Below are 20,193 nucleotides of genomic sequence, written 5' to 3' on the forward strand. Positions count from 1 at the left end.
GTCTCCATGTCAGGAACGCAAGCTAAACGCGCCAGCGGCTAGATATCCAGCACTTCCGTCTCGGCGAATTCGGCGCGTTCCTGGATGAAGCGGAAGCGGGCTTCGGGTTTGGTGCCCATCAGCTCGTCGACCCTGTCCTTGGTGGCGGAATCGACTTCGTTCACATCGACCCTGAGCAAGGTGCGCTTCCTTGGATCCATGGTGGTTTCCTTGAGCTGCGCGGCCATCATTTCGCCCAGGCCCTTGAAGCGGCCAAGCTCGACCTTGCCGCGCCCGGTGAATTCGGTGCGCAGAAGCTCGTCCTTGTGGGCGTCGTCGCGGGCATAGGCGACCTTGCCGCCTTGCCTGATCGAGTAAAGCGGCGGCACCGCCAGATAGAGATGGCCGCCGCGCACCAGCGCCGGCATCTCCTGGTAGAAGAAGGTGATCAGCAGCGAAGCGATGTGTGCGCCGTCGACGTCGGCGTCGGTCATGATGATGACGCGGTCGTAGCGCAAATCCTCGTCACGGTATTTTGACCGCGTGCCGCAGCCGAGCGCCTGGATCAGGTCCGATATCTGCTGGTTGGCGGCCAGCTTGTCATTGCCGGCGCTGGCGACGTTGAGGATTTTTCCGCGCAGCGGCAAGACGGCCTGGCTGGCACGATCGCGTGCCTGCTTGGCCGAGCCGCCGGCGGAATCGCCTTCGACGATGAAGAGTTCGGCACCCGCCGCCGCGTTCTGCGTGCAGTCGGCGAGCTTGCCCGGCAAGCGCAGCTTGCGCACTGCGCTCTTGCGCGAGACTTCCTTTTCCTGGCGGCGGCGCACCCGTTCGTCGGCGCGCGCGATCACCCAGTCGAGCAGCTTCGAGGCTTCCTGCGGATTGTCGGCCAGCCAATGGTCGAATGGGTCGCGGATCGCGGTCTCGACGATGCGTATCGCTTCGATCGTCGCCAGCCTGTCCTTGGTCTGGCCGACGAATTCCGGCTCGCGGATGAACACCGACAGCATGCCGGCGGCCGAAATCATGACGTCTTCCGAGGTGACGATCGAGGCGCGCTTGTTGCCGACGAGGTCGGCATAGGCGCGCAGGCCGCGCGTCAGCACGTTTCGGAAGCCGGCTTCGTGGGTGCCGCCTTCACCGGTCGGGATGGTGTTGCAGTAGGAATTGATGAAGCCGTCGCCACCGAACCAGGTCACCGCCCATTCGAGCGAGCCATGGCCGCCTTGCTTGTCGCTCTTGCCGGCGAAGATTTCGCGCGTCACCTGGAATTCATCGCCGAGCGACGCCTTCAGATAATCCTTGAGGCCGCCTGGGAAATGGAATTCCGCCTTGGCCGGTGTCTGATCCTTTTCCTTGATGAGGGAGGGATCGCAGGTCCAGCGGATCTCGACGCCGCCAAACAGGTACGCCTTCGAACGCGTCATGCGGTAGAGACGCGCCGGCTCGAAGGCCGCGCCCTTGCCGAAAATCTGCTCGTCGGGATGGAAGCGGATTTTTGTGCCGCGCCGGTTGTGGACTTCGCCGAGCTGCTCCAGTCCGGTCACCGGGACGCCGCGCGAAAAGCGCTGGCGATAGAGCTGGCGCCCACGTGCCACCTCGACCTCGAGATGATCCGACAGGGCGTTGACGACGGAGACGCCAACGCCGTGCAGGCCGCCGGATGTTTCGTAGACCTTGGAGTCGAACTTGCCGCCCGAATGCAGCGTCGTCATGATGACTTCGAGCGCCGGCTTCTTGAATTTTGGGTGCATGTCGACCGGAATGCCGCGGCCATTGTCGGTGACCGTGAGATGGCCGTCGGCGGAGAGTTCGACATCGATGAAGGTGGCGTGGCCGGCAACCGCTTCGTCCATCGAATTGTCGATGACCTCGGCGAACAGATGGTGCATCGCCTTGTCATCGGTGCCGCCAATATACATGCCTGGCCGGCGGCGCACCGGCTCAAGGCCCTCAAGCACCTCGATGTCGGCGGCGCTGTAGCCCTCGCTGCCATCCTTGGTTGCGGCTGGGCGCCTGGCGGCCGCCTGCACCAGCGGATCCGCCGGGCGCGCCGGCGTGCGAACCGGCTGCGGCTGTTTCTCCAGATTGCCGAAAAGATCGTTGTTGTCGTCCATGCCTGCCATAGAGTCCAAGCTGCGAATCACCCCGTCGATACTGCCACGCTTTTCAGCGCCAAGCGACGGAGGTTCCTGTTACGTTCGGGGATTTAACTGCTCTTATCCTAAAACCATTCGATAACCAAGCGGGCGGAAATAGGTCAAATGCCGCCGCGCAATATTCCTGATTCTTTAACAATGCCGCCTAGCGTGAGCCCAACATAACAAGAAACGACGGGCATCAGGGGTTTTCGGCGTGAGGGGCAAGGCCATAACGATGATCGGCATCGCCGCCGTTTTCGGCGCGATCTCGATCTTTGCCGCGGATTTCTGGGTCAAGAGCCAAGCGAAGGCCGATGCCCAGGAGAAAACGGCCTCGATCGCCGCTCCGGCCGCGCCCAGGATCGAGTTCAAGACCATCGTGGTGGCGAACGCGCCGTTGCGCTATGGCATGGAGCTCGACCGCGCCAAGCTCAGCGAAATCCCGTGGCCGCAGGATTCCCTTCCGCAGGGCGCCTTTGCCACCATCGATGGATTGCTCGGCGAAGGCGGCCGGGTTGCGCTGTCGCCGATCGAGATCAACGAGCCGGTGCTGCTCGCAAAGCTGTCGGGACCGAACGGCCGCGCGACGCTGTCCAATATGCTGACGCCCGGAATGCGGGCGGTCACCATCCGCACCGACGAGATCGCCGGCGTCGGTGGCTTCGTCACGCCGGGCGACCGGGTCGATGTCGTGCTGACGCGCGATGCCGGCGAAATCCAGGAAGTCGCCAAGAACGCGCAAGGGGCTGCCGGTTCGACCATCACCTCGGAGATCGTCGTTGCCGACGCCAAGGTGCTCAGCGTCGGGCAGGGCGCCGACGAGCGCCAGACGACGCCGCAGGTGGCCAATTCCGTGACCCTCGAGGTGACGAGCGACGGCGCGCAGAAAGTGGCGCTTGCCCGCACCGTCGGAACGCTGTCGCTGTCGCTTCGCTCCGCCAGCGAAGGCGGCGATGGCAAGAACGGCGTCACCACCATCTCTTCCTTCGGCGGATCCGTCGCTTCCAAGACGCAGGCCGTGGCCGGCTCCTTGTTCGATGCCATAGCGAAGGAGCCGGAGAAGCCGAAATTCAAGACGATCATCGTGACGCGCGGCACGCAGGCCGAGGAATATCAGGTTCCAACGCGGGACCAGAAGTAAAGACCGGTGGGGACCGGGCGGGACGGGACAATGTTGATGCGTACCCTATATCGAATGACGGCTCGGTCGCGCTTGGTGCGCGCCCTGGCGATGGCGTTTACCCTGGCTGCGAGCGGCGTGCTTGCCTTGCCCGGAGCGGCGAAGGCGGACAACGACATCGTTTATGTCTCGTCGACCAAGAATGCGTCGATCAAGGTTGCCAAGGGCAAGCCCAAGACGATCATGACGAGCGCGGCCTTCTACCAGATCGTCATCGGTGATCCGGAGATCGCCAACGTCAACCCGCTGACCGACAAATCCTTCTATGTGCTGGGCAACAATCTCGGCACCACCGGCATTGCGCTGTTCGACCAGAACAAGCAGCTCGTCGGCACCGTGGACATCGAGGTGACGCTCGACACCGACCAATTGGCGAACACTATCCGTGCCAGTGTGCCGGACGCCAAGATCAAGGTCGGCTCGGCCAACGGCCGTGTCGTGCTGTCGGGTGAGGCGGATGACGCGGTTGCAGCGGATAAGGCAAGCAAGATCGCCAGCCGCTTTTCCGGCAATGAGGAAGTGATCAACTCGGTCAATATCTCTTCGTCGCAGCAGGTTCAGCTCAATGTCCGGTTCGTCGAGATCAACCGCCAGGCAGGGCAGGACCTGGGCGCGAAATACAGCGCCAATTTCGCCTACGGCTTCGGCGGTCGCGACATTTCACTGGATCCGGGCACGGTCCCAGCGGCGGGGACCGGCGAGATCATCGGCCGACTGCTGTCGAACGGCGTCTCGATCGACATTGCCATTAAGGCGCTGGAAGAGCGCGGCCTTGCCCGTCGGCTGGCTGAGCCGAACCTGATCGCGCGTTCAGGGGAGACAGCGAGCTTCCTGGCCGGCGGCGAATTTCCGATCCCGGTTTCGGAGGACAACGGCAAGATTTCGGTCAGCTACAAGAAATATGGCGTTAGCCTGGATTTCAAGCCGACCGTACTCAAGGACGGGTTGGTCAGCCTCGACATCGCGCCGGAAGTCTCCTCGATCGATGCGTCGGCGTCCTACAATATCGGCAACATTTCCGTGCCCGGCTTCATCGTGCGCCGCGCCAAGACCTCGGTCGACCTGAAGAACGGCCAGAGCTTCATGATCGCCGGGCTTTTGCAGTCCCAGAACGACATTACCACGTCTCGCATTCCCGGCCTTGGCAAGATGCCGGTGCTTGGAGCGCTGTTTTCGTCGAAATCCTATCAGCGGCGCGAGACCGACCTGGTCATCATCGTCACGCCCTATCTGGTCAAGCCGGTCGATCCGTCGAAGAAAATGGCTGAGCCGACCGATGGCACGGAGCCAGCCAGCAATGTCGACTATTTCCTCAACAACACCGAGGAGGTGAAGGCGCCGGATACGGGCCGCGCGCTGGCGCTGGCCGACGGCAGTGCCGCACGGGCCGCTCCTGCCACCAAAGTCGGTCATTTCCTCGACCTGCCGAAGGACTGAGCCATGCGTCTGATCCTGAGATCGTGCATCGGCCTGCTTCTTGCCGGCCTGGCAAGCGGCTGCACCAGCGACGACTACGTGCGCAGCGAGGGGGTGACGTCCGGCGCCGGCGAGGCGCAGGCCGCCAACACCGTCATGCAGATGGTCGACCCGTGGAAGTACGGCGTCCAGAACACGAAACTTCTCGTGCCTGCCAAGCGCGGCAGTGCCGGACCCGTCACGCCCGATCAGGCGGCCGGTGCCAAGGCAGCGCAAACGACCACCGACAACTGATCCAGACGGCGATCGACCTCACAGGCGGCGAGAATGGCAAACAGCACCAAGAAAATCCTGCTCGTATCGACAGACCGGACCTTCGCGCAGGACACGAAGACGGCCTTCGCCGCCTCCGAGATCATCCAGCTCATGACGGTGGAGAAGAACGTCACCGAGCTGCGCGGCGAGGTCCAGGAGGCTGAGTTCGGCGTTGTCATCGTCGACATGGATGCAGCGAAACTCGAGGAGATCGAGTCCCTGCAGCGCGTCATGCGCCGGCTCGAGGGCAAGGCACCGGTGGTCGTGGTCACCCAGGAGTTCAACGCCGCGGCCGTGCGCATCCTGGTGCAGCTCAAGGTCGCCGATTTCCTGGTCAAGCCGATCACCACGGCAGACCTCGTGCGTTCGGTCGTGCGGGCTCTGCAGGGACCCGGGCGCGAGGAAAACACCGAGTCGCAGATCTATACCTTCATGCCCGCCGCCGGCGGCGTCGGCACCACTACACTGGCACTGCAGACCGCGTTCCAGCTGCATCATTCGGTGACGCGCGGCGCCTCGACCTGCGTGGTCGACCTCAATTTCCAGCAAGGTGCCTGCGCCGAATATCTCGATCTCGAGCCGCGTTTCGACATCACCGAAATCGAGAACCAGCCTGAGCGCCTCGACCGGCAACTGCTCGATGTGATGCTGTCCAAGCACGCCAGCGGACTGTGTGTGCTGGCGGCGCCGACGCATCCGTCCGAAATGCGCTCATTCAAGACCGATGTCGTGGTGCGCATGCTGGACCTCGTTTCGGCCTATTTCGACAATGTCGTCATCGACATGCCGCGCACCTGGTTTCCGTGGACGGAAACTGTGCTGCTCGGTTCCAACAAGCTTTACATCGTTGCCGAAATGACGGTGCCGTGCCTGCGCCATACGCAGCGGCTGATCCAGGCCGTCTACGAGACCGCCGGCAAGGAAGTGAAGCCGAACGTGATCGTCAACCGTTTCGAGCAGAAGATGTTCGACAACGGCATCAAGCAGGCGGACGTCCAGGAAATCCTTGGCGAGCATTTTGTCGGCGGCATCGCCAACAACTACCGGCTGGTGCGCGAGGCGGTCGACCGCGGCGTGCCGCTGCACGAGATCGATCCCAACGCCAATGTCGTCAACGACCTGAAGAAGATCATTCTTCCGGAAGAGGCGGTGGCAACCGCGAGCAAGTCGAAGTCGCTGTTCGGCTTCGGCAGGGGCCTCTTGAAAAGGAAAGCTGGATGACCAGCCGTTTTTCCACCCTGCAGAACCGTGACGCGCGTCCGCGTCCGGCTGAATCGACGCCGGTCGCGCATCATGAAGTCGTCATCCCGACCAGCCGGAAGGCTTTGCCGGCGAAGGCGGAGGCGGCGCCGGCAAAGAATGCCAACAAGGTGCTCGATGCCCGCGTGCGCATCCACCGGATGCTGCTCGAGGAGATCAATCTCGTCGCGCTGGAGCGCTTGCCCAAGGAGGAGATGCGCCGGCAAGTGCACGATTTCGTATCGGAAAAGACCCGCCAGGAGCGGATGGCGATCAACACCGCCGAACTCGACGCGCTGGTTGACGACATCGTCGACGAGATGGTCGGCCTCGGCCCGCTCGAGCCGCTGCTCAAGGATCCCGATATCAACGATATCCTGATCAACGGCCATCAGAACTGCTTCGTCGAAAAGAAAGGCAAGCTGCAGCAGGTCCATATCCCGTTCAAGGACGAGGCGCATCTGCTCAGAATCGTCAACAAGATCGTGGCCGCCGTCGGCCGCCGCGTCGATGAATCGCAACCGATGGTCGACGCTCGCATGCTGGACGGCTCGCGGTTCAACGCAGCCATCCGCCCGGTGGCCGTCGACGGCCCGCTGGTGTCGATCCGCAAGTTCTCCAAGAACAAGCTTGGCCTGCACAGGCTGGTCGAATTCGGCGCCATCACACAGAACATGGCCGAAGTGCTGGCCGCGGCCGTCCACGCCCGCAAGACGACGATCATTTCGGGCGGCACCGGCACAGGCAAGACGACGATGCTCAACGCGCTGTCGGCGTTCATTCCGGAAGACGAGCGGCTGATCACCATCGAGGACGCGGCGGAACTTCAATTGCAGCAGCCGCATGTCGCACGCATGGAGACGCGTCCCGCCAACATCGAAGGCCATGGCGAGCTCAAACAGCGCGACCTGGTCAAGAACGCGCTGCGCATGCGTCCCGACCGCGTCATCCTCGGCGAGTGCCGCGGCGAGGAAGCCTTCGACATGCTGCAGGCCATGAACACCGGCCACGAAGGCTCGATGGCGACCATCCACGCCAATACGCCGCGCGACTGCATTTCGCGCCTCGAGCAGATGCTGGGCATGACCGGCATGCCGATGACGGTGCAGTCGATCCGCAGCCAGATCGCCAGCGCCATCGACATCATCGTCCAGCTGACCCGACTTTCCGACGGCAAGCGCAAGGTGACGAGCGTCGCCGAGGTGACCGGCATGGAAGGCGATGTCATCCAGATGCAGGAGATCTTCCGCTTCGTGCGCACCGGCATGGAGGCCGATGGCAAGATCCTTGGCTACTACGAGGCGACCGGCATTCGACCGCGTTTCCTGGAAGACCTGCGCGCCATGGGCATCGACTTTCCCGGACGTTATTTCGAACCCGGCCGGCCGCAGGAGTAGCCGGCGTGTTCGACGGGTTCAGCGCGATATATGTGGTCTATGCCGGAGCCGCACTGACCGGCATCATGGTGGCCGAGGCGATTTACCTGCTCTATGCCGGACGCAGCGACAAGCGCACCGCCATCAACCGGCGCATGAAACTGCAGGAAAACAAGATCAGCCAGGAACAGGTGCTGATCCAGCTGCGCAAGGAGCGCGGTCTCGACGCGGGAACGTCGCTGTTTTCGCCCGACCGGTTCCGTGCCCTGCGCACGCAGTCGGGCATGGTGATGCCGCTTTCGAAATTCCTGACGATCACCTGCGGTGTGGCGACGGCCGTTGCCCTGGCCGCGATCTGGCGCGGGCTGCCGCTGCTGATGGGGCTCATCCTGTTCGTCGTGCTGGTGCCGTTGCTGCCGGTCATGGCGATGCGCTCCATGCGCAAGCGCCGGCTGAAGCGTTTCGGCATGCAACTGCCGGAAGCGCTGGAGCTGATCACGCGCGGTCTGAAGGCCGGTCATCCGGTGCCGGTGGCCATCGCCATGGTGTCGCGGGAGATGCCCGATCCGATCGGCACGGAATTCGGCGTCATTGCCGACGAAGTCACTTATGGTTCCGACCTGGTCACGGCGCTGAATGCACTGTTCGACCGGGTCGGCCACGAGGATCTGCCGCTGTTCATCACCGCCGTGTCGATCCAGACCAGTTCGGGCGGCAATCTGCGCGAGATCCTTGATGGGTTGTCGACGACGATCCGCGAACGCGGCAAGCTGCGACGCAAGGTGCGCGCCATTTCGACGGAAGGGCGCCTCTCGGCCTACATTTTGACGGCCGTACCGGCGCTGCTGTTCACCGCCATCATGGCCATGATGCCGGGATATTACAGCGACGTCTGGGGCGTGCCGAAGACATGGTACATGATCGGCGGCTCGGTCAGCTGGCTGATGCTGGGCAATCTGATCATGTTCAAAATGTCGAATTTCAAGTTCTGACATGCAAAGCGTCATTGAATTCCTCGCTTCCCTCGCGCCGACCTCGCTGATGCCGGTGGCCGTCCTCCTGCTTGCCGCGGGAGCGGCCGCTGTCGCCTGGCCGATGGTGGTGGCGAAGGGCGACCGCAACGACGTCAAGCGCCGGCTCAAGGTCGACCAGGGTCCGGTGGCCGCCAGACCCGAACCTGTGCAGAAGAAGAATAGCGGCGTCGTGCGCGAGCAAGCGGTGAAGAGGGCGCAGGAATTCTATGCCAAGAGCGACCCGGAAAATGTCGCTCGCCTGCGCCTGAAGCTCATCCAGGCGGGCTACATGGAGCCGCGCGCCGTCGGCATGTTCTTCCTCATCCGGTTCACGGCAATGATCGGCACGACGTTCGCGGTCTTCGTGCTCAACCGGTGGATGGCCAGTCCCGACGCGACCATGACCAGCCGGTGGACCTTCATCATCCTGTCGGGGGCCGCCGGCTATTTTTTGCCGGGTCTCGTGCTGACCCAGAAGGTGCGCGAGAAGATGCGCGAATACCGCAACGGCTTCCCCGATTTCATGGACCTGATGATCGTCTGTTCGGACGCCGGCATGAGTATGGAAGCCGGCGTCGAGCGCGTTTCGAAAGAACTCGCCAAGAGCTATCCGTCGCTCAGCCAGAACCTGCAGCTCGTGTGCTTGGAACTTCGGGCGGGGCGCAGCCTGGACGACGCGCTGAAGGCGCTCGCCGATCGTCTCAGCCTGGACGAGGTACGCTCCTTCGCCACGCTCCTGCAGCAGTCGAAGGAACTCGGCACCAGCCTGTCGGGCGCGCTCAGGGTGTTTTCAGACGAAATGCGCCACAAGCGCATGTCGCTGGCCGAGGAGAAGGCCCATGCCTTGCCGGCCAAGATGTCCGTGCCGGTCGTGGTCTGCATCCTGCCGGTGGTGCTGATGATCGCGGTCATTCCCATCATCGTCAAAATGACGGCCCATTAGCTCTACATTGGAGTGAGATGGCGCGCCGGTGGTTAATGATCGGTATTCCGGAAACTGAAAGTTAGCTGCATTTCGGCACCGAAGCTTAATCGCTCTTCTGTAGTCTCTTTCCCGAAGAACGACCCGGCAAATCGGGCGACGGGGCAGGGCATGCGTCAGATAAAATTTGCGGCGATGGCCATGATGGCAGCCGTCCTAATGATCAGCGGGTGTACGACGAACAATAACGTCGACACGACCAAGACCACTGCGATCCAGCCTGAAGGGAAGGATGTCGCCACATCCGACCTGGCGGAAGGCAAGGCACAGTTTCGCGATGCCAATTATGGTCTTGCCGAAGCGCATTTCCGCAAGGCCGTCGAGCTGAAGGCCGACAATGCCGAGGCCTGGATGGGGCTCGCGGCTTCCTATGACGAACTTGGCCGCTTCGACTTCGCCGACCGCGCCTACGGCCAGCTCCTGAAGGTTGCCGGCCGCAAGCCGCAGATCGTCAACAATATGGGTTATTCGCAACTGTTGCGCGGCAACAAGAAGAAGGCCCGGGCGCTGCTGCTCGAGGCGAAGGCCGGCATGACCGATCCCACCGTTGTCGACGCCAACCTCGCCTTGCTGAACAAGGGCTGATGCCGGTTGATGGTCGCGCCGTCCAGGGGGGCGATTTTGGCACAGGTGGCATCGACGCTTTGTAAACCCTATTCGCAGCTTGGGCCGAGAGATCGCCCGAAAATCATATCCGAGGGCTGCCGCTGACCTAGAATGCGGCGCAACCGCCGACGCTCGAGAGGCCTCCGCCCGATATGCTGGATTTCAGTTCGCTCCTGCTCGCAGCCGCGCTGTCGGGTACCTGTCTAGCCGCTACCATGGTTGCGATCTGGCTCACGGCGCCGCGGGCGGGCTTCGTGCTGACAGTGGCGTGCGGCATTATCGTGCTCGTCGCGCATGTGATCCTGTTCTGGCGCTATACCAGGGAGCCCGATCCGCTGCTTTGCCAGATCGCGCTGGCGCTACTCAGCCTGGGTTTTCTCATCATCTGCATTTCGGCCATGCAGTATCTCGGCGTGCGCGAGCACAGGCGTGCGATCGCGCCGACATTTGCCGCCATGGCTGTCTGCGCGGCCGTGACTTTCATGGGCCTTGACGGGGTCGGCTTCGTGATCACCTACGCGACGGTTACCGCGCTGCTCTCGACGATCGGGGCCATGTTCTGGATCAATGGCAGTCACGATCGCCGTATTCTCCTGGTGGTATCGTTCCTGAGCGGCACCTGTGCGCTGTCGTTTGCCCTTTGCGGCGTGGTTCTGATGGCCAAAGGCCAGTGGACGCTCGGCGTCGCGCCCGACAATTGGGCCGAACGCCTTAACTCGGTCGTGGCGGTGGCCTGTATGACAGGCCTTGGCGCGTTGACGCTTTCGCTCCACCATCTGCAGGCGCAGATCGAGCTCAAGGCCGAGACCATGACCGACCCGTTGACCGGACTGATGAACCGTCGGGGGCTGGCGTCGCTTTATGGCGAGCGCACCTTCGGCCCGTTCATGGCGATCGTCATGTTCGATCTCGATCATTTCAAGCGGACGAACGACATCTATGGACACCCGGTCGGGGACCAGGTCCTGTGCCGCTTCGCCGCCGTCATCAGGAGATATGCCAGAACCGGGGTCGACGCCTTTCGCCTGGGCGGCGAGGAGTTCGCAATCGTCATGTCGCGCGTGACGGAAGAGCGGGCCTATGACCTCGCCAGCAAGATCGGCGTCGCTTTCGGCACGGAAGTCGTGCCCACCGCGCTCGGGCCCTTGCGCAGCACGGTCTGCGGCGGGATTGGCTTCGGCGAGGCCGACGGCAGCACCCTCGATGAGGTGCTGGCCAGGGCCGACGCCACGCTCTATGCCGCCAAGCGTGCGGGGCGAAATTGCGTCATCGGCCGCAAAAAGACGGGCAGGGCCGACGTGGTCGAGCCGGCCTTGCGTTCCGCGTAGCTATTCGGCCGCGCCGAGGTAATCCGACAGCGGCGGGCAGGAGCAGACCAGATTACGGTCGCCGGCGACATTGTCGATGCGCGACACCGGCGGCCAGTACTTCGTCGCCGTGTCGGCATCGCCGGCGGGATAGGCCGCCTCCAGACGCGAATACGGATGGGTCCATTGACCGGCCAGCGCCTCGGCCGATGTGTGCGGTGCGTTGACCAGCGGATTGTCGGCCAAGGGCCATTCGCCTTTGGCCACTTTCGCCGCTTCGCCGGCAATGGCGATCATGGCCTCGCAGAAGCGATCCAACTCGCGCTTGGGTTCGGACTCGGTCGGCTCCACCATCAGCGTGCCGGCGACCGGAAACGACATCGTCGGCGCGTGGAAACCATAATCGATCAGGCGCTTGGCGATGTCCTCGACACTGATGCCGGCGCTCTCCTTGAGCACGCGGGTGTCGAGGATGCATTCGTGGGCGACGCGATCGCTCCTGCCCTTGTAAAGCAGCGGGAAATGCGGGGCGAGCCGCGTCGCCACATAGTTGGCCGAAACGATCGCTGTCTCGGTCGCCTGCTTCAGGCCGGAAGCGCCCATCATGCGGATGTACATCCAGGTGATCGGCAGGATGGAAGCGCTGCCGAAGGGAGCGGCGGCCACGGCATGAGCCGAGCCTTCGCTGACATGGCCGGGCAGATAGGGCTTCAGATGCGCCCTGACACCGATCGGACCGACACCCGGGCCACCGCCGCCATGCGGGATGCAGAAGGTCTTGTGCAGGTTCATGTGACAGACGTCGGCGCCGATGTCGCCTGGCCGAGCAAGGCCGACCAGCGCGTTGAGGTTGGCGCCATCGAAATAGACCTGGCCGCCATGCTCATGGATGAGGGCGCAGAGGTGGCGGGCGCCTTCCTCGTAGACGCCGTGGGTAGAGGGATAGGTGAACATCAGCGCCGCGAGATTCTTGGAATGCTCGTTGGCCTTGGCGCGCATATCGTCCATGTCGATGTTGCCGTCTTCCAGGCAGCGCACGACGACGACGCTCATACCGGCCATCGCGGCACTCGCCGGATTGGTGCCATGCGCGGAAGACGGGATCAGGCAGACGGTACGATGGCCCTCGCCGCGCGAACGGTGATAGGCGCGAATGGCGAGCAGCCCGGCATATTCGCCCTGGCTGCCGGCATTGGGCTGCAAGGTCACGGCGTCGAAGCCGGTGATCTCCGACAGCCAGCCTTCCAGTTCGCCGATCATGGCGCGGTAGCCGGCCGAATGGCTTGCCGGCGCGAAGGGATGCAAATTGGCGATGCTTGGCCAACTCACCGGCATCATTTCCGCCGCGGCGTTGAGCTTCATGGTACAGGAGCCCAGCGGGATCATGGCGCGGTCGAGCGCCAGGTCCTTGTCGGCCAGCCGGCGCAGAAAGCGCATCATCTCGGTTTCCGACTTGTTCTCGTGAAAGACCGGCTGGGTCAAAAACTCCTTGCCACGCGGCTTGCCGGGCAACGTGCTGTCGGCGGAAGCGGCAGCCTTGGCATCGAACAAGGCCGCGATCGCGTCGAGATCGGTGTCGGTCGAGGTCTCGTCGAAACTGATGCCGACATGGTCGGCATCGAGCACACGCAGCAGCCGGCCGGTCTTTTCGGCGGCGACCGCGATCTGGGCGGCCTTGCCGTTGGTCTCCACCGTCACCGTGTCGAAGCGGCTGGAGCCGAGCACCGATACGCCCGCCGCCTCGAGGCCGCTTGCCAAGCGGTTGGCCAGCGCGTGTATGCGCCCGGCGATCGCCTGCAGGCCGACCGGGCCGTGCCAGATGGCGTAGGCGGTGGCCATATTGGCAAGCAGGGCCTGTGCGGTGCAGATGTTGGACGTCGCCTTGTCGCGGCGGATATGCTGCTCGCGCGTCTGCAAGGCGAGGCGGTAGCCGGGACGGCCCTTGCTGTCGGTCGACTGACCGACCAGGCGGCCGGGCATCAGCCGCGTCAGCTTGTCGGAGACCGCGCAATAGGCCGCATGCGGGCCGCCAAAGCCCATCGGCACTCCAAAGCGCTGCATCGGGCCGACCGCGATGTCGGCGCCGAGTTTCGCCGGCGCGTCGGTCAGCGTCAGACCAAGCGGGTCGGCGATGAAGACGACAATGGCGCCAGTGGCGCGCGCTTTTTCGATCGCCGCCTTGTGGTCGCCATAGACGCCAAAGGTGTCAGGCCAGGAGACGAGCAGGGCGGCGGTGTTGTCGTCGATCGTCTCGCCGTCGATCTCGATGCCGAGCGGCTCGGCGCGGGTGCGCACGACGTCCAGCGTCTGCGGGTGCGGCGTGCCCGCAAGCGCCACCTTGGTGCGCTTGTCGCGGTGGTGGCGCAGCGCAATGCCAACCGCTTCGGCGACGGCGGTCGCCTCGTCGAGCAGTGAAGCCGATGCCACCGGCAGGCCGGTCAGTTCGGTGACCAGCGTCTGGAAGTTGAACAGCATTTCGAGCCGGCCCTGGCTGATCTCGGCCTGATAGGGCGTGTAGGCGGTGTACCAGGCCGGATTCTCGAACAGATTGCGCTGGATGACCGGCGGCACGTGGACGCCGTGGTAACCGGCGCCGATAAAGCTTTTCAGCACCGTATTTCTTGCCATGATCACCGACAATTCGGCGAGAGCTTCGGCTTCGCTGGCCGGCGCGGGGAGGTCCAGCGGCTGGTCGAGGCGGATCGATCTCGGCACGGCCTGGCTGATCAGTGTCTCGACCGAGGGAACACCGATGACGGCGAGCATGGCTCTGACGTCGGCAAGGCCGGGTCCAATGTGGCGGGCCGAGAAGGGGTAGGGAGCGGCGGTCATGTCAATACGTCCCGATGTCAGGCGATATGGGCTTTGTAGGCGGCCTCATCCATGAGGCTGGCGAGCTGACTTTCGTCGACGAGCTTCATCTTCCACAGCCATCCGGCCCCGGTTGCCGCCGAGTTGACCAGCGAGGGGTCGGACGACAGCGTGCCATTGGCTTCGGTGATTTCGCCATCGACCGGCGCATAAACGTCCGAGGCTGCCTTGACGGACTCGACCACGACGGCGGTGTCGCCCTTGGCGAGCTTCTTTCCCGTTTCCGGCAGTTCCACGAAGACGAGGTCGCCGAGCTGCTCCTGCGCGTAATCGGTGATGCCGACGGTGGCGATGCCGCCCTCGACGCTGAGCCACTCGTGATCCGATGTGAAATAGGTTGTTGCCATGGAATTCATCCTTTGCGGTAGCGATGAGGGGTGAAGGGCAGAGAACTGACATCGACTGGGATCTTCGTGCCGCGCACGTCGGCGAAAATCCGCGTTCCGGGCTTTGCCAGCGGCGTGGAGACATAACCCATGGCGACCGGATGGCCGGCGGAAGGGCCGAAGCCGCCCGATGTGACATGGCCGGCAGGATTGCCGTCGGCTTCGAACAGCGCGGCACCGGCGCGCACCGGCTGGCGACCCTCCGGTTTCAGCCCGACGCGCTTCTGCGCCGGACCACGTTCCACCGCGGCGCGCAAGGCGTCGGCGCCAATGAAGGTGCCGGAGGCACGGATTTCTTTCGGGATCGCCCACATCAGCGCCGCCGCGGCCGGGTCGGTCTCGGGCGTGATGTCCTGGCCATGCAGGCAGAGGCCGGCCTCCAGCCGCAGGCTGTCGCGCGCGGCAAGGCCGATCCAAAGCACGCGTTCATCCTCCAGCAGCTTGGTGACAAGGTCACGCGCATCGGCTTCCGGCAGGCCGATCTCGAAACCGTCCTCGCCGGTGTAGCCGGACCGGCTCATGAACCAGTTTTTTCGCGGCTCGACCCCATGCATGAACAGCAGCGAGCCGGTCTCGATGCCGGCGCGGGAGAGTGCAACCCAGGCTTCGGGACCCTGGATCGCCAGGAAGACGCGGTCGAGCGGCTCGACCTTCACCTCGAAATCGGTCGCCAGGGCGCGCAAATGCTTTTCGTCGGCGACGGCATTGCCGGCATTGGCGACCACCATGAACCTGGTGTCGCCGAGTCGGGTGACGATCAGGTCGTCGAGAATGCCGCCTGCTTCGTTCAGGAAAAAGGATAGCTTTGACTGCGAGATTTCGAGCGCGCCGGCGTCCAGCGGGCAGGCGCGGTTCAACAGCGCAACCGCTTCCGGGCCACTGACCTCGAACAGTTTCATATGCGAGATGTCGAACAACCCCGCATGCTCGCGGGTGTGAAGATGCTCTTTCATGACGCCGGCCGGATAGGTCAGTGGCATCGACCAGCCGGCAAAGGCGCCGAAGCGCGCTCCGGCAGCCGCATGAATATCTTCGAGGGGAAGGTGTTTGTCGTCGTCGCCCGTCATGTCGCCTCCAGAGTCGCACGCAATCGGCCGCTGATGGCGACCAGTCCGTGCCCCTCTGTCTGAAGCCTGAGAGACTCGCGCAGCCGGAACTCTGTCAGCGGCGCTTACACCTTCGGCGCGGGGGCAAGCCCCGACTTTCCAGAGTGTCTTTCCCGTCCACGGTTCTTTTGCCTGAGAGATTTCGGGCGATTTCCCCTTCGGCGGCAGCTCTCGCTGCTCTCTCCCGCAAACAGGTAGGACTCAGAACCCTGAGCCCTCGACGCGCCATCCATAGCCCGTCGACGACACCTTGTCACCTCCCAGCGACATTGTTCTGACAAGTCTTCGCTAACCACGCCGTTTGCCGGTTTTTCAAGACACTCCTGATAAAGCTGACCGATGTGACGCGTTGGGGCGGACGGGGACGACAGATGGGCGAGTTGATCATGAGTGCTCCGGTGGCGGGGCTGACTTCGAAGAACCGCATTGCTTCAGAGGACGTCGTGATGCTGCGCCGCGACGTGTTCGCCGACGGCGTGGTGAGCCGGGGCGAAGCCGAGGCCTTGTTCGCGCTCAACCAGACGGCGCGGGACAAATGCGCGGAATGGGCGCCGTTCTTCGTCGAGGCGGTCACCGACTACATCGTTCATCAGGAAAAGCCCTTGGGCTACATTTCGGGGGAGAATGCCGACTGGCTGGTCCGCACGATTTCGCGCGACGGCATGGTCGACAGCCGGACCGAACTCGAATTGCTGGTCCATGTGCTGGAAGAGGCGAAATCCTCGCCGAGCCGGCTTTGCGTCTACGCGCTGGAGCAGGTCGCCCACGCCGTCGTCGACGGTAAGGGACCGCTGATGCTCGGCGGCGCGCTGGTGCCCGGACTGATCGCCGGGGCCGAAGTCGAGCTTTTGCGCCGCATCCTCCATGCCCATGGTGGCGACGGCAACATCGCCATCACCCAGGCCGAGGCCGAGGTGCTGTTCAGGATCAACGAGCGGACCGCCCAGGCCAATAACGATCCGTCGTGGAACGACCTGTTCGTCAAGGCGATCGCCAATTTCGTCATGTGCTCGGCCGGTTATGAGGCGCCCACCCGCGAGGTGGCGCTGCGCCAGGAAACTTTCCTCGATCATACCGATCCGGAAATCGGCGGCTTCTTCAGCCGCATGGTCTCCGGCGGTCTTGCCGGTGTCATCGAGGCCTACCGCTCTCCTGACGACATAGAGACCGAATGGGAGGCCAAGAACAGGGCCGCCGAGGCGCTGGCCCGCCGTGCCGAGACGATCGATGCCTGTGAGGCAAAGTGGCTGGTCGGACATATCGGGGTGAACCGGCCCCTGTACGAGAATGAGCGTGCGCTGCTGACCCTGATCAAGCATGCCTCGCCGGAAATTCATCCGGCGCTGAAGCCGTTGCTCGACAAGGTTGCCTAAGCCCCGCCGTCCGCTGCTATCGTTTTGCAAAGAATGATATTGGAATGGCCTTCGGGCCATCCCGAGAATTCGGCCATACGCTCGAAGCCAGCCTTTTCATAGAGACCTGGTGCCTGGAAGTCGTGGCTGGAGACCCAGATTTTCCTGACACCGCGATCGGCGGCCTCCGCGACAAAGGCGTCTAGCAACTGCCTTGCGTAGCCGCGACCTCGGTGAGCCTCGTCTATCCACATCAAGGTCAGTTCGGACGTGCCCGCCCAGGAATAGCCGGCGGCTACTCCGACCGCGTGTCCCGCACCATCGCGGATGACAAAGGTCAGCCCTCGGTCATCGTCGCGGTCGATCATACGTCGGTTATCGCGGTTGAGACGATCCTCGAGCGAACTCAATTCCATGGGGGACAAGTCGTGCTCGGCCCGTATGCGAGGGACCGTCAAATCCCGCCATACCAGTCATAGCCGTTGTCTTCCCAATAGCCGCCCCGGCCGCCGCCGATAGTGGCGAAGCCATCGACCAGTTCGATCTTGTAGAGATATTTCGGCATTTTGTAGCCGAGCTGGCGCTCGACGCGGACACGCAGCGGCGCGCCGTTCTCGACCGGCAGCGGCTTGCCGTTCAGGCCGTAGGCAAGGATCGTTTGCGGATGGCGGGCATCGATGAGGTCGATCGTGCCGTAATATTTGATGTCGCCTGACAGGCTGCGGTCGATCGTGTCGAGGCAATGGAACATGACATAGCGGGCCTGTGGCTTGACCACCGCCTGGTCGAGCAGCAGCGCCAGTGGCGTGCCGGTCCATTTGGCGATGCAACTCCAGCCTTCGACGCAATCGTGTCGGGTGATCTGGGTGCGGCTCGGCATGTTCATGAGCTGCTCGCGGGTGAGTGACAGCGGCTTTTCCACGAGGCCTGACACCTCCAGTCGCCAATCGGCGAAGTTGTTGGCGAGCAGGGCCTTGTAAGCGTCGTCGTCCGGCGCGGTCACGCCGTTCGGCCGCATTGGCTGACGGATATCAGCCTCGGTGAATTCGGGCGCCAGCGAATTGCCGCCGCCGAGCAACCGTTGTGCCTTGTGGGTCAGGCCATTGGCGTTTTCGAGGAAGCTGCGCAGGCCGCTGCCGATCCTGAGCTGGCTGTCGAAGGCGTCGCAGCCCGACAGCATGATGCCGGACGCGCCGAGGCCGGCGGCGGTGAGGAACTTTCGGCGGCTTATCTCAAATTTCGCCATCTCAGGCACTCCTCTCGGACGTTTTGTCGTCATGCACGGGAGGATCAGTGCGGTACCAGCCGGTAATGATCGAGCGCAGCTCGTTGATCGGGCCGGCGGCGAGGATCATCAGGATGTGAATGACGAAGAAGGCGACCAGCAGCAGCATGACGGTGAAATGGATGGTGCGTGCCGTCTGCCGGCCACCGGTCAATTCATTGAGGAAGGGCAGCACCGAATTCATGCTCGGCGACATTGCAAGGCCGGTGATGATCATCAGTGGCAAGAGCACGAACAGCACGCCGCCATAGGCCATCTTCTGCAGCGTGTTGTATTCGCGCGTGTGGTGGAATTTCAGCCTGGCGTGGTTGGCGATGTCCCGGGGCAAGCGTCTGAGGTCATCCAGGCGAGGCGCCAGATCGCGGCGGATGTGGCCGTTGATCAGGCTGGCGACGAGCCAGACGATCAAGGTCGTCGTCAGTATCCAGGCGAAGAAGAAATGGATCACGCGGGCGGTGCCGAGGTCATAGTAGGACGGGATCGTCGCCCAGGACGGGAAACCGCGCGCCGTCTCGTTACCGGCCGGGCCCGACCAGCCGAGGACGCCTGTCGTGTCAAAGCGGTGGCCGAAGATTTCGGTGTAGCCGCGCGGCCCGGCATTGGTGTTTTCGGCGCCTATGGCGAAAATGGTGTTGTTGTAGTCGAAGCCGGATTGCTTGCCGATGTAGAGCTGCGGGCGGGCATTGAAGATCTGCAGGCCGGACAGCAGCATGAAAAACAACGAGATGGCCCAGAGCCAGTGTGTCAGCCGCGTCCAGCGCGACTGCCGGTAGATCAACGTTTTCTCTTTTGACGCGGGGGCGCCCGGTCCAATTTCGGATTGGCTTCTGGCAACCGATTCCATGTTGTCTGGTCTCCCGGCCTTGCGGCTTGTCCTAAGCGTTCATTGTCCTCTTGATACGTCGCGATCCAAACCGATGTTTCATGCGATCACGGATTTATTACGGACCGCCCAAGCTGACGGCGAGATTGACGGCGGCGGCGACGATGACCGTGTTGAAGAAGAACGACAGAACCGAGTGGACAAGCACGACACAGCGCATGTGCGTCGTCGAGATGTTGGTGTCGGCGGTCTGCGCCGTCATGCCGATGACGGTCGAGAAATAGAGGAAATCCCAGCCCTCGGGGCGTTTGTCGCCCGGGAACAGCAGGCCGCCGACGGGGATCTTCTTATCGGTGCCGGCGTCGACCGCGTCGCCGTCCATCCAGTAGACATGGGCATAGTGGAGCGCTGCCATGGCATGGATGGTGAACCAGCCGAGCGGGATCGACAGCAGTGCGAAGCCGAGTTCGATCGGGTGATCCCCATCCTTGCGATTGATCAGCAGGAACAGGGAGACAAGGGCAACGCCGACGACAACGAGCGTGACCGCGAAGATCACCAGCACCGGCTGATCGGTGGCGCGTGCATTCTTGCTCAGGTACTTGCCGGTGAATTTGGGCATCTGGCTGACGACAAGAAGGACGTAAGCGGCAAAAAATATGTTGGCGCCGATCGAATAGGCGAGTGGGGCGTGCAGCAGCAGCGCCACAAGCAGCGCAAACGCACCGATACAGGCCGACACCGCGAACAGCATGTGGCGCTGCATCGGTTTCTCGATCGGGGTTTCGGCGGCCATGGCGGTCTCCACCTGGATGG

18 protein-coding genes and 1 riboswitch are annotated in these 20,193 nt (G+C 63.2%); of the genes, 10 read left to right on the forward strand and 8 right to left on the reverse strand.

Features of this window, described 5'->3' with window-relative positions:
- Nucleotides 1-38: 38 nt before the first annotated feature.
- Nucleotides 39-2,096, reverse strand: a complete 2,058-nt coding sequence (gene parE / locus FJ543_RS02725) for a DNA topoisomerase IV subunit B (RefSeq protein ID WP_140616147.1) — start codon at nt 2,094-2,096, stop codon at nt 39-41.
- Between the two features lie 238 nt (nt 2,097-2,334).
- Between parE and cpaB the strand changes: the two genes are divergently transcribed.
- From cpaB to FJ543_RS02770, 9 genes are all read left to right on the forward strand, one after another.
- Nucleotides 2,335-3,261 carry a Flp pilus assembly protein CpaB gene (gene cpaB, locus FJ543_RS02730; RefSeq protein WP_245262879.1) on the forward strand — a complete coding sequence of 309 codons (927 nt, stop codon included), beginning with the start codon at nt 2,335-2,337 and terminating at the stop codon, nt 3,259-3,261.
- 90 nt (nt 3,262-3,351) lie between these two features.
- Entirely contained in the window at nt 3,352-4,737 is a 1,386-nt protein-coding gene (locus FJ543_RS02735; protein WP_224599070.1) for a type II and III secretion system protein family protein, read from the forward strand.
- A 3-nt stretch (nt 4,738-4,740) separates the two neighbouring features.
- A complete protein-coding gene (locus FJ543_RS02740) occupies nt 4,741-5,010 on the forward strand; it encodes a hypothetical protein (RefSeq protein ID WP_140661160.1) in 270 nt (89 codons plus the stop codon).
- A 33-nt stretch (nt 5,011-5,043) separates the two neighbouring features.
- A complete protein-coding gene (locus FJ543_RS02745) occupies nt 5,044-6,252 on the forward strand; it encodes a response regulator (protein ID WP_015317595.1) in 1,209 nt (402 codons plus the stop codon).
- Complete coding sequence (locus tag FJ543_RS02750; RefSeq protein ID WP_140873675.1) at nt 6,249-7,667, forward strand: CpaF family protein; 1,419 nt, start codon at nt 6,249-6,251, stop codon at nt 7,665-7,667. Before FJ543_RS02745 ends, FJ543_RS02750 begins: the two co-directional genes overlap by 4 nt.
- A 5-nt stretch (nt 7,668-7,672) precedes the next feature.
- Nucleotides 7,673-8,638: a type II secretion system F family protein gene (locus tag FJ543_RS02755; protein WP_140616157.1), complete on the forward strand. Its 966-nt coding sequence runs from the start codon at nt 7,673-7,675 to the stop codon at nt 8,636-8,638.
- Nucleotide 8,639: 1 nt separating this feature from the next.
- On the forward strand, nt 8,640-9,602 hold the full coding sequence (locus tag FJ543_RS02760) for a type II secretion system F family protein (RefSeq protein ID WP_015317598.1): 963 nt from the start codon (nt 8,640-8,642) through the stop codon (nt 9,600-9,602).
- Between the two features lie 150 nt (nt 9,603-9,752).
- Nucleotides 9,753-10,226, forward strand: a complete 474-nt coding sequence (locus tag FJ543_RS02765) for a tetratricopeptide repeat protein (RefSeq protein ID WP_015317599.1) — start codon at nt 9,753-9,755, stop codon at nt 10,224-10,226.
- A gap of 173 nt (nt 10,227-10,399) precedes the next feature.
- Nucleotides 10,400-11,575, forward strand: coding sequence for a GGDEF domain-containing protein (locus FJ543_RS02770; protein WP_140873677.1), 1,176 nt, complete (start codon nt 10,400-10,402; stop codon nt 11,573-11,575).
- Here the strand turns inward: FJ543_RS02770 and gcvP are convergent, their stop codons facing one another.
- Genes gcvP through gcvT form a run of 3 tightly spaced genes read right to left on the reverse strand, consistent with a single transcriptional unit; the run spans nt 11,576 to nt 15,878 of the window.
- Nucleotides 11,576-14,386, reverse strand: a complete 2,811-nt coding sequence (gene gcvP, locus FJ543_RS02775) for an aminomethyl-transferring glycine dehydrogenase (RefSeq protein WP_140716750.1) — start codon at nt 14,384-14,386, stop codon at nt 11,576-11,578.
- 17 nt (nt 14,387-14,403) lie between these two features.
- A complete protein-coding gene (gene gcvH, locus FJ543_RS02780) occupies nt 14,404-14,772 on the reverse strand; it encodes a glycine cleavage system protein GcvH (protein WP_140716752.1) in 369 nt (122 codons plus the stop codon).
- 5 nt (nt 14,773-14,777) lie between these two features.
- The gene (gene gcvT, locus FJ543_RS02785) at nt 14,778-15,878 is read right to left on the reverse strand and encodes a glycine cleavage system aminomethyltransferase GcvT (RefSeq protein WP_140873679.1); all 1,101 of its coding nucleotides are present in this window, start codon (nt 15,876-15,878) and stop codon (nt 14,778-14,780) included.
- A gap of 149 nt (nt 15,879-16,027) precedes the next feature.
- Nucleotides 16,028-16,114: riboswitch (glycine riboswitch) on the reverse strand.
- Nucleotides 16,115-16,288: 174 nt separating this feature from the next.
- On the opposite strand from gcvT, the gene FJ543_RS02790 reads away from it, so the two are divergent.
- A complete protein-coding gene (locus FJ543_RS02790; protein ID WP_140661167.1) occupies nt 16,289-17,290 on the forward strand; it encodes a hypothetical protein in 1,002 nt (333 codons plus the stop codon).
- On the opposite strand, the gene FJ543_RS02795 is transcribed toward FJ543_RS02790, so the two are convergent.
- The 4 genes from FJ543_RS02795 to FJ543_RS02810 form a co-directional block, all read right to left on the reverse strand.
- Nucleotides 17,287-17,685 carry a GNAT family N-acetyltransferase gene (locus FJ543_RS02795; RefSeq protein WP_140873681.1) on the reverse strand — a complete coding sequence of 133 codons (399 nt, stop codon included), beginning with the start codon at nt 17,683-17,685 and terminating at the stop codon, nt 17,287-17,289. The genes FJ543_RS02790 and FJ543_RS02795 overlap by 4 nt on opposite strands.
- A gap of 38 nt (nt 17,686-17,723) precedes the next feature.
- The gene (locus tag FJ543_RS02800) at nt 17,724-18,515 is read right to left on the reverse strand and encodes a molybdopterin-binding protein (RefSeq protein ID WP_140873683.1); all 792 of its coding nucleotides are present in this window, start codon (nt 18,513-18,515) and stop codon (nt 17,724-17,726) included.
- Nucleotide 18,516: 1 nt separating this feature from the next.
- Complete coding sequence (locus FJ543_RS02805) at nt 18,517-19,398, reverse strand: cytochrome b/b6 domain-containing protein (RefSeq protein ID WP_140873685.1); 882 nt, start codon at nt 19,396-19,398, stop codon at nt 18,517-18,519.
- A gap of 97 nt (nt 19,399-19,495) precedes the next feature.
- Nucleotides 19,496-20,173 (reverse strand): DUF1345 domain-containing protein, encoded by a 678-nt coding sequence (locus tag FJ543_RS02810; RefSeq protein ID WP_140873686.1) that lies wholly within the window; start codon nt 20,171-20,173, stop codon nt 19,496-19,498.
- Nucleotides 20,174-20,193: the final 20 nt, after the last annotated feature.

Source organism: Mesorhizobium sp. B2-5-7, assembly GCF_006440875.1.
In the GTDB taxonomy this organism is placed as follows: Bacteria; Pseudomonadota; Alphaproteobacteria; order Rhizobiales; family Rhizobiaceae; genus Mesorhizobium; species Mesorhizobium australicum.

What these genes read in the sequence shown, in the direction of transcription:
- FJ543_RS02745 (WP_015317595.1), top strand. Translation starts at nt 5,044, where the DNA reads ATGGCAAACAGCACCAAGAAAATCCTGCTCGTATCGACAGACCGGACC.
- FJ543_RS02805 (WP_140873685.1), bottom strand. Translation starts at nt 19,398, where the DNA reads ATGGAATCGGTTGCCAGAAGCCAATCCGAAATTGGACCGGGCGCCCCC.
- FJ543_RS02770 (WP_140873677.1), top strand. Translation starts at nt 10,400, where the DNA reads ATGCTGGATTTCAGTTCGCTCCTGCTCGCAGCCGCGCTGTCGGGTACC.
- FJ543_RS02790 (WP_140661167.1), top strand. Translation starts at nt 16,289, where the DNA reads ATGGGCGAGTTGATCATGAGTGCTCCGGTGGCGGGGCTGACTTCGAAG.
- FJ543_RS02750 (WP_140873675.1), top strand. Translation starts at nt 6,249, where the DNA reads ATGACCAGCCGTTTTTCCACCCTGCAGAACCGTGACGCGCGTCCGCGT.
- FJ543_RS02735 (WP_224599070.1), top strand. Translation starts at nt 3,352, where the DNA reads ATGGCGTTTACCCTGGCTGCGAGCGGCGTGCTTGCCTTGCCCGGAGCG.
- gcvT (WP_140873679.1), bottom strand. Translation starts at nt 15,878, where the DNA reads ATGACGGGCGACGACGACAAACACCTTCCCCTCGAAGATATTCATGCG.
- FJ543_RS02740 (WP_140661160.1), top strand. Translation starts at nt 4,741, where the DNA reads ATGCGTCTGATCCTGAGATCGTGCATCGGCCTGCTTCTTGCCGGCCTG.
- FJ543_RS02810 (WP_140873686.1), bottom strand. Translation starts at nt 20,173, where the DNA reads ATGGCCGCCGAAACCCCGATCGAGAAACCGATGCAGCGCCACATGCTG.
- gcvH (WP_140716752.1), bottom strand. Translation starts at nt 14,772, where the DNA reads ATGGCAACAACCTATTTCACATCGGATCACGAGTGGCTCAGCGTCGAG.
- gcvP (WP_140716750.1), bottom strand. Translation starts at nt 14,386, where the DNA reads ATGACCGCCGCTCCCTACCCCTTCTCGGCCCGCCACATTGGACCCGGC.
- parE (WP_140616147.1), bottom strand. Translation starts at nt 2,096, where the DNA reads ATGGACGACAACAACGATCTTTTCGGCAATCTGGAGAAACAGCCGCAG.
- FJ543_RS02760 (WP_015317598.1), top strand. Translation starts at nt 8,640, where the DNA reads ATGCAAAGCGTCATTGAATTCCTCGCTTCCCTCGCGCCGACCTCGCTG.
- FJ543_RS02800 (WP_140873683.1), bottom strand. Translation starts at nt 18,515, where the DNA reads ATGGCGAAATTTGAGATAAGCCGCCGAAAGTTCCTCACCGCCGCCGGC.
- FJ543_RS02765 (WP_015317599.1), top strand. Translation starts at nt 9,753, where the DNA reads ATGCGTCAGATAAAATTTGCGGCGATGGCCATGATGGCAGCCGTCCTA.
- FJ543_RS02795 (WP_140873681.1), bottom strand. Translation starts at nt 17,685, where the DNA reads ATGGAATTGAGTTCGCTCGAGGATCGTCTCAACCGCGATAACCGACGT.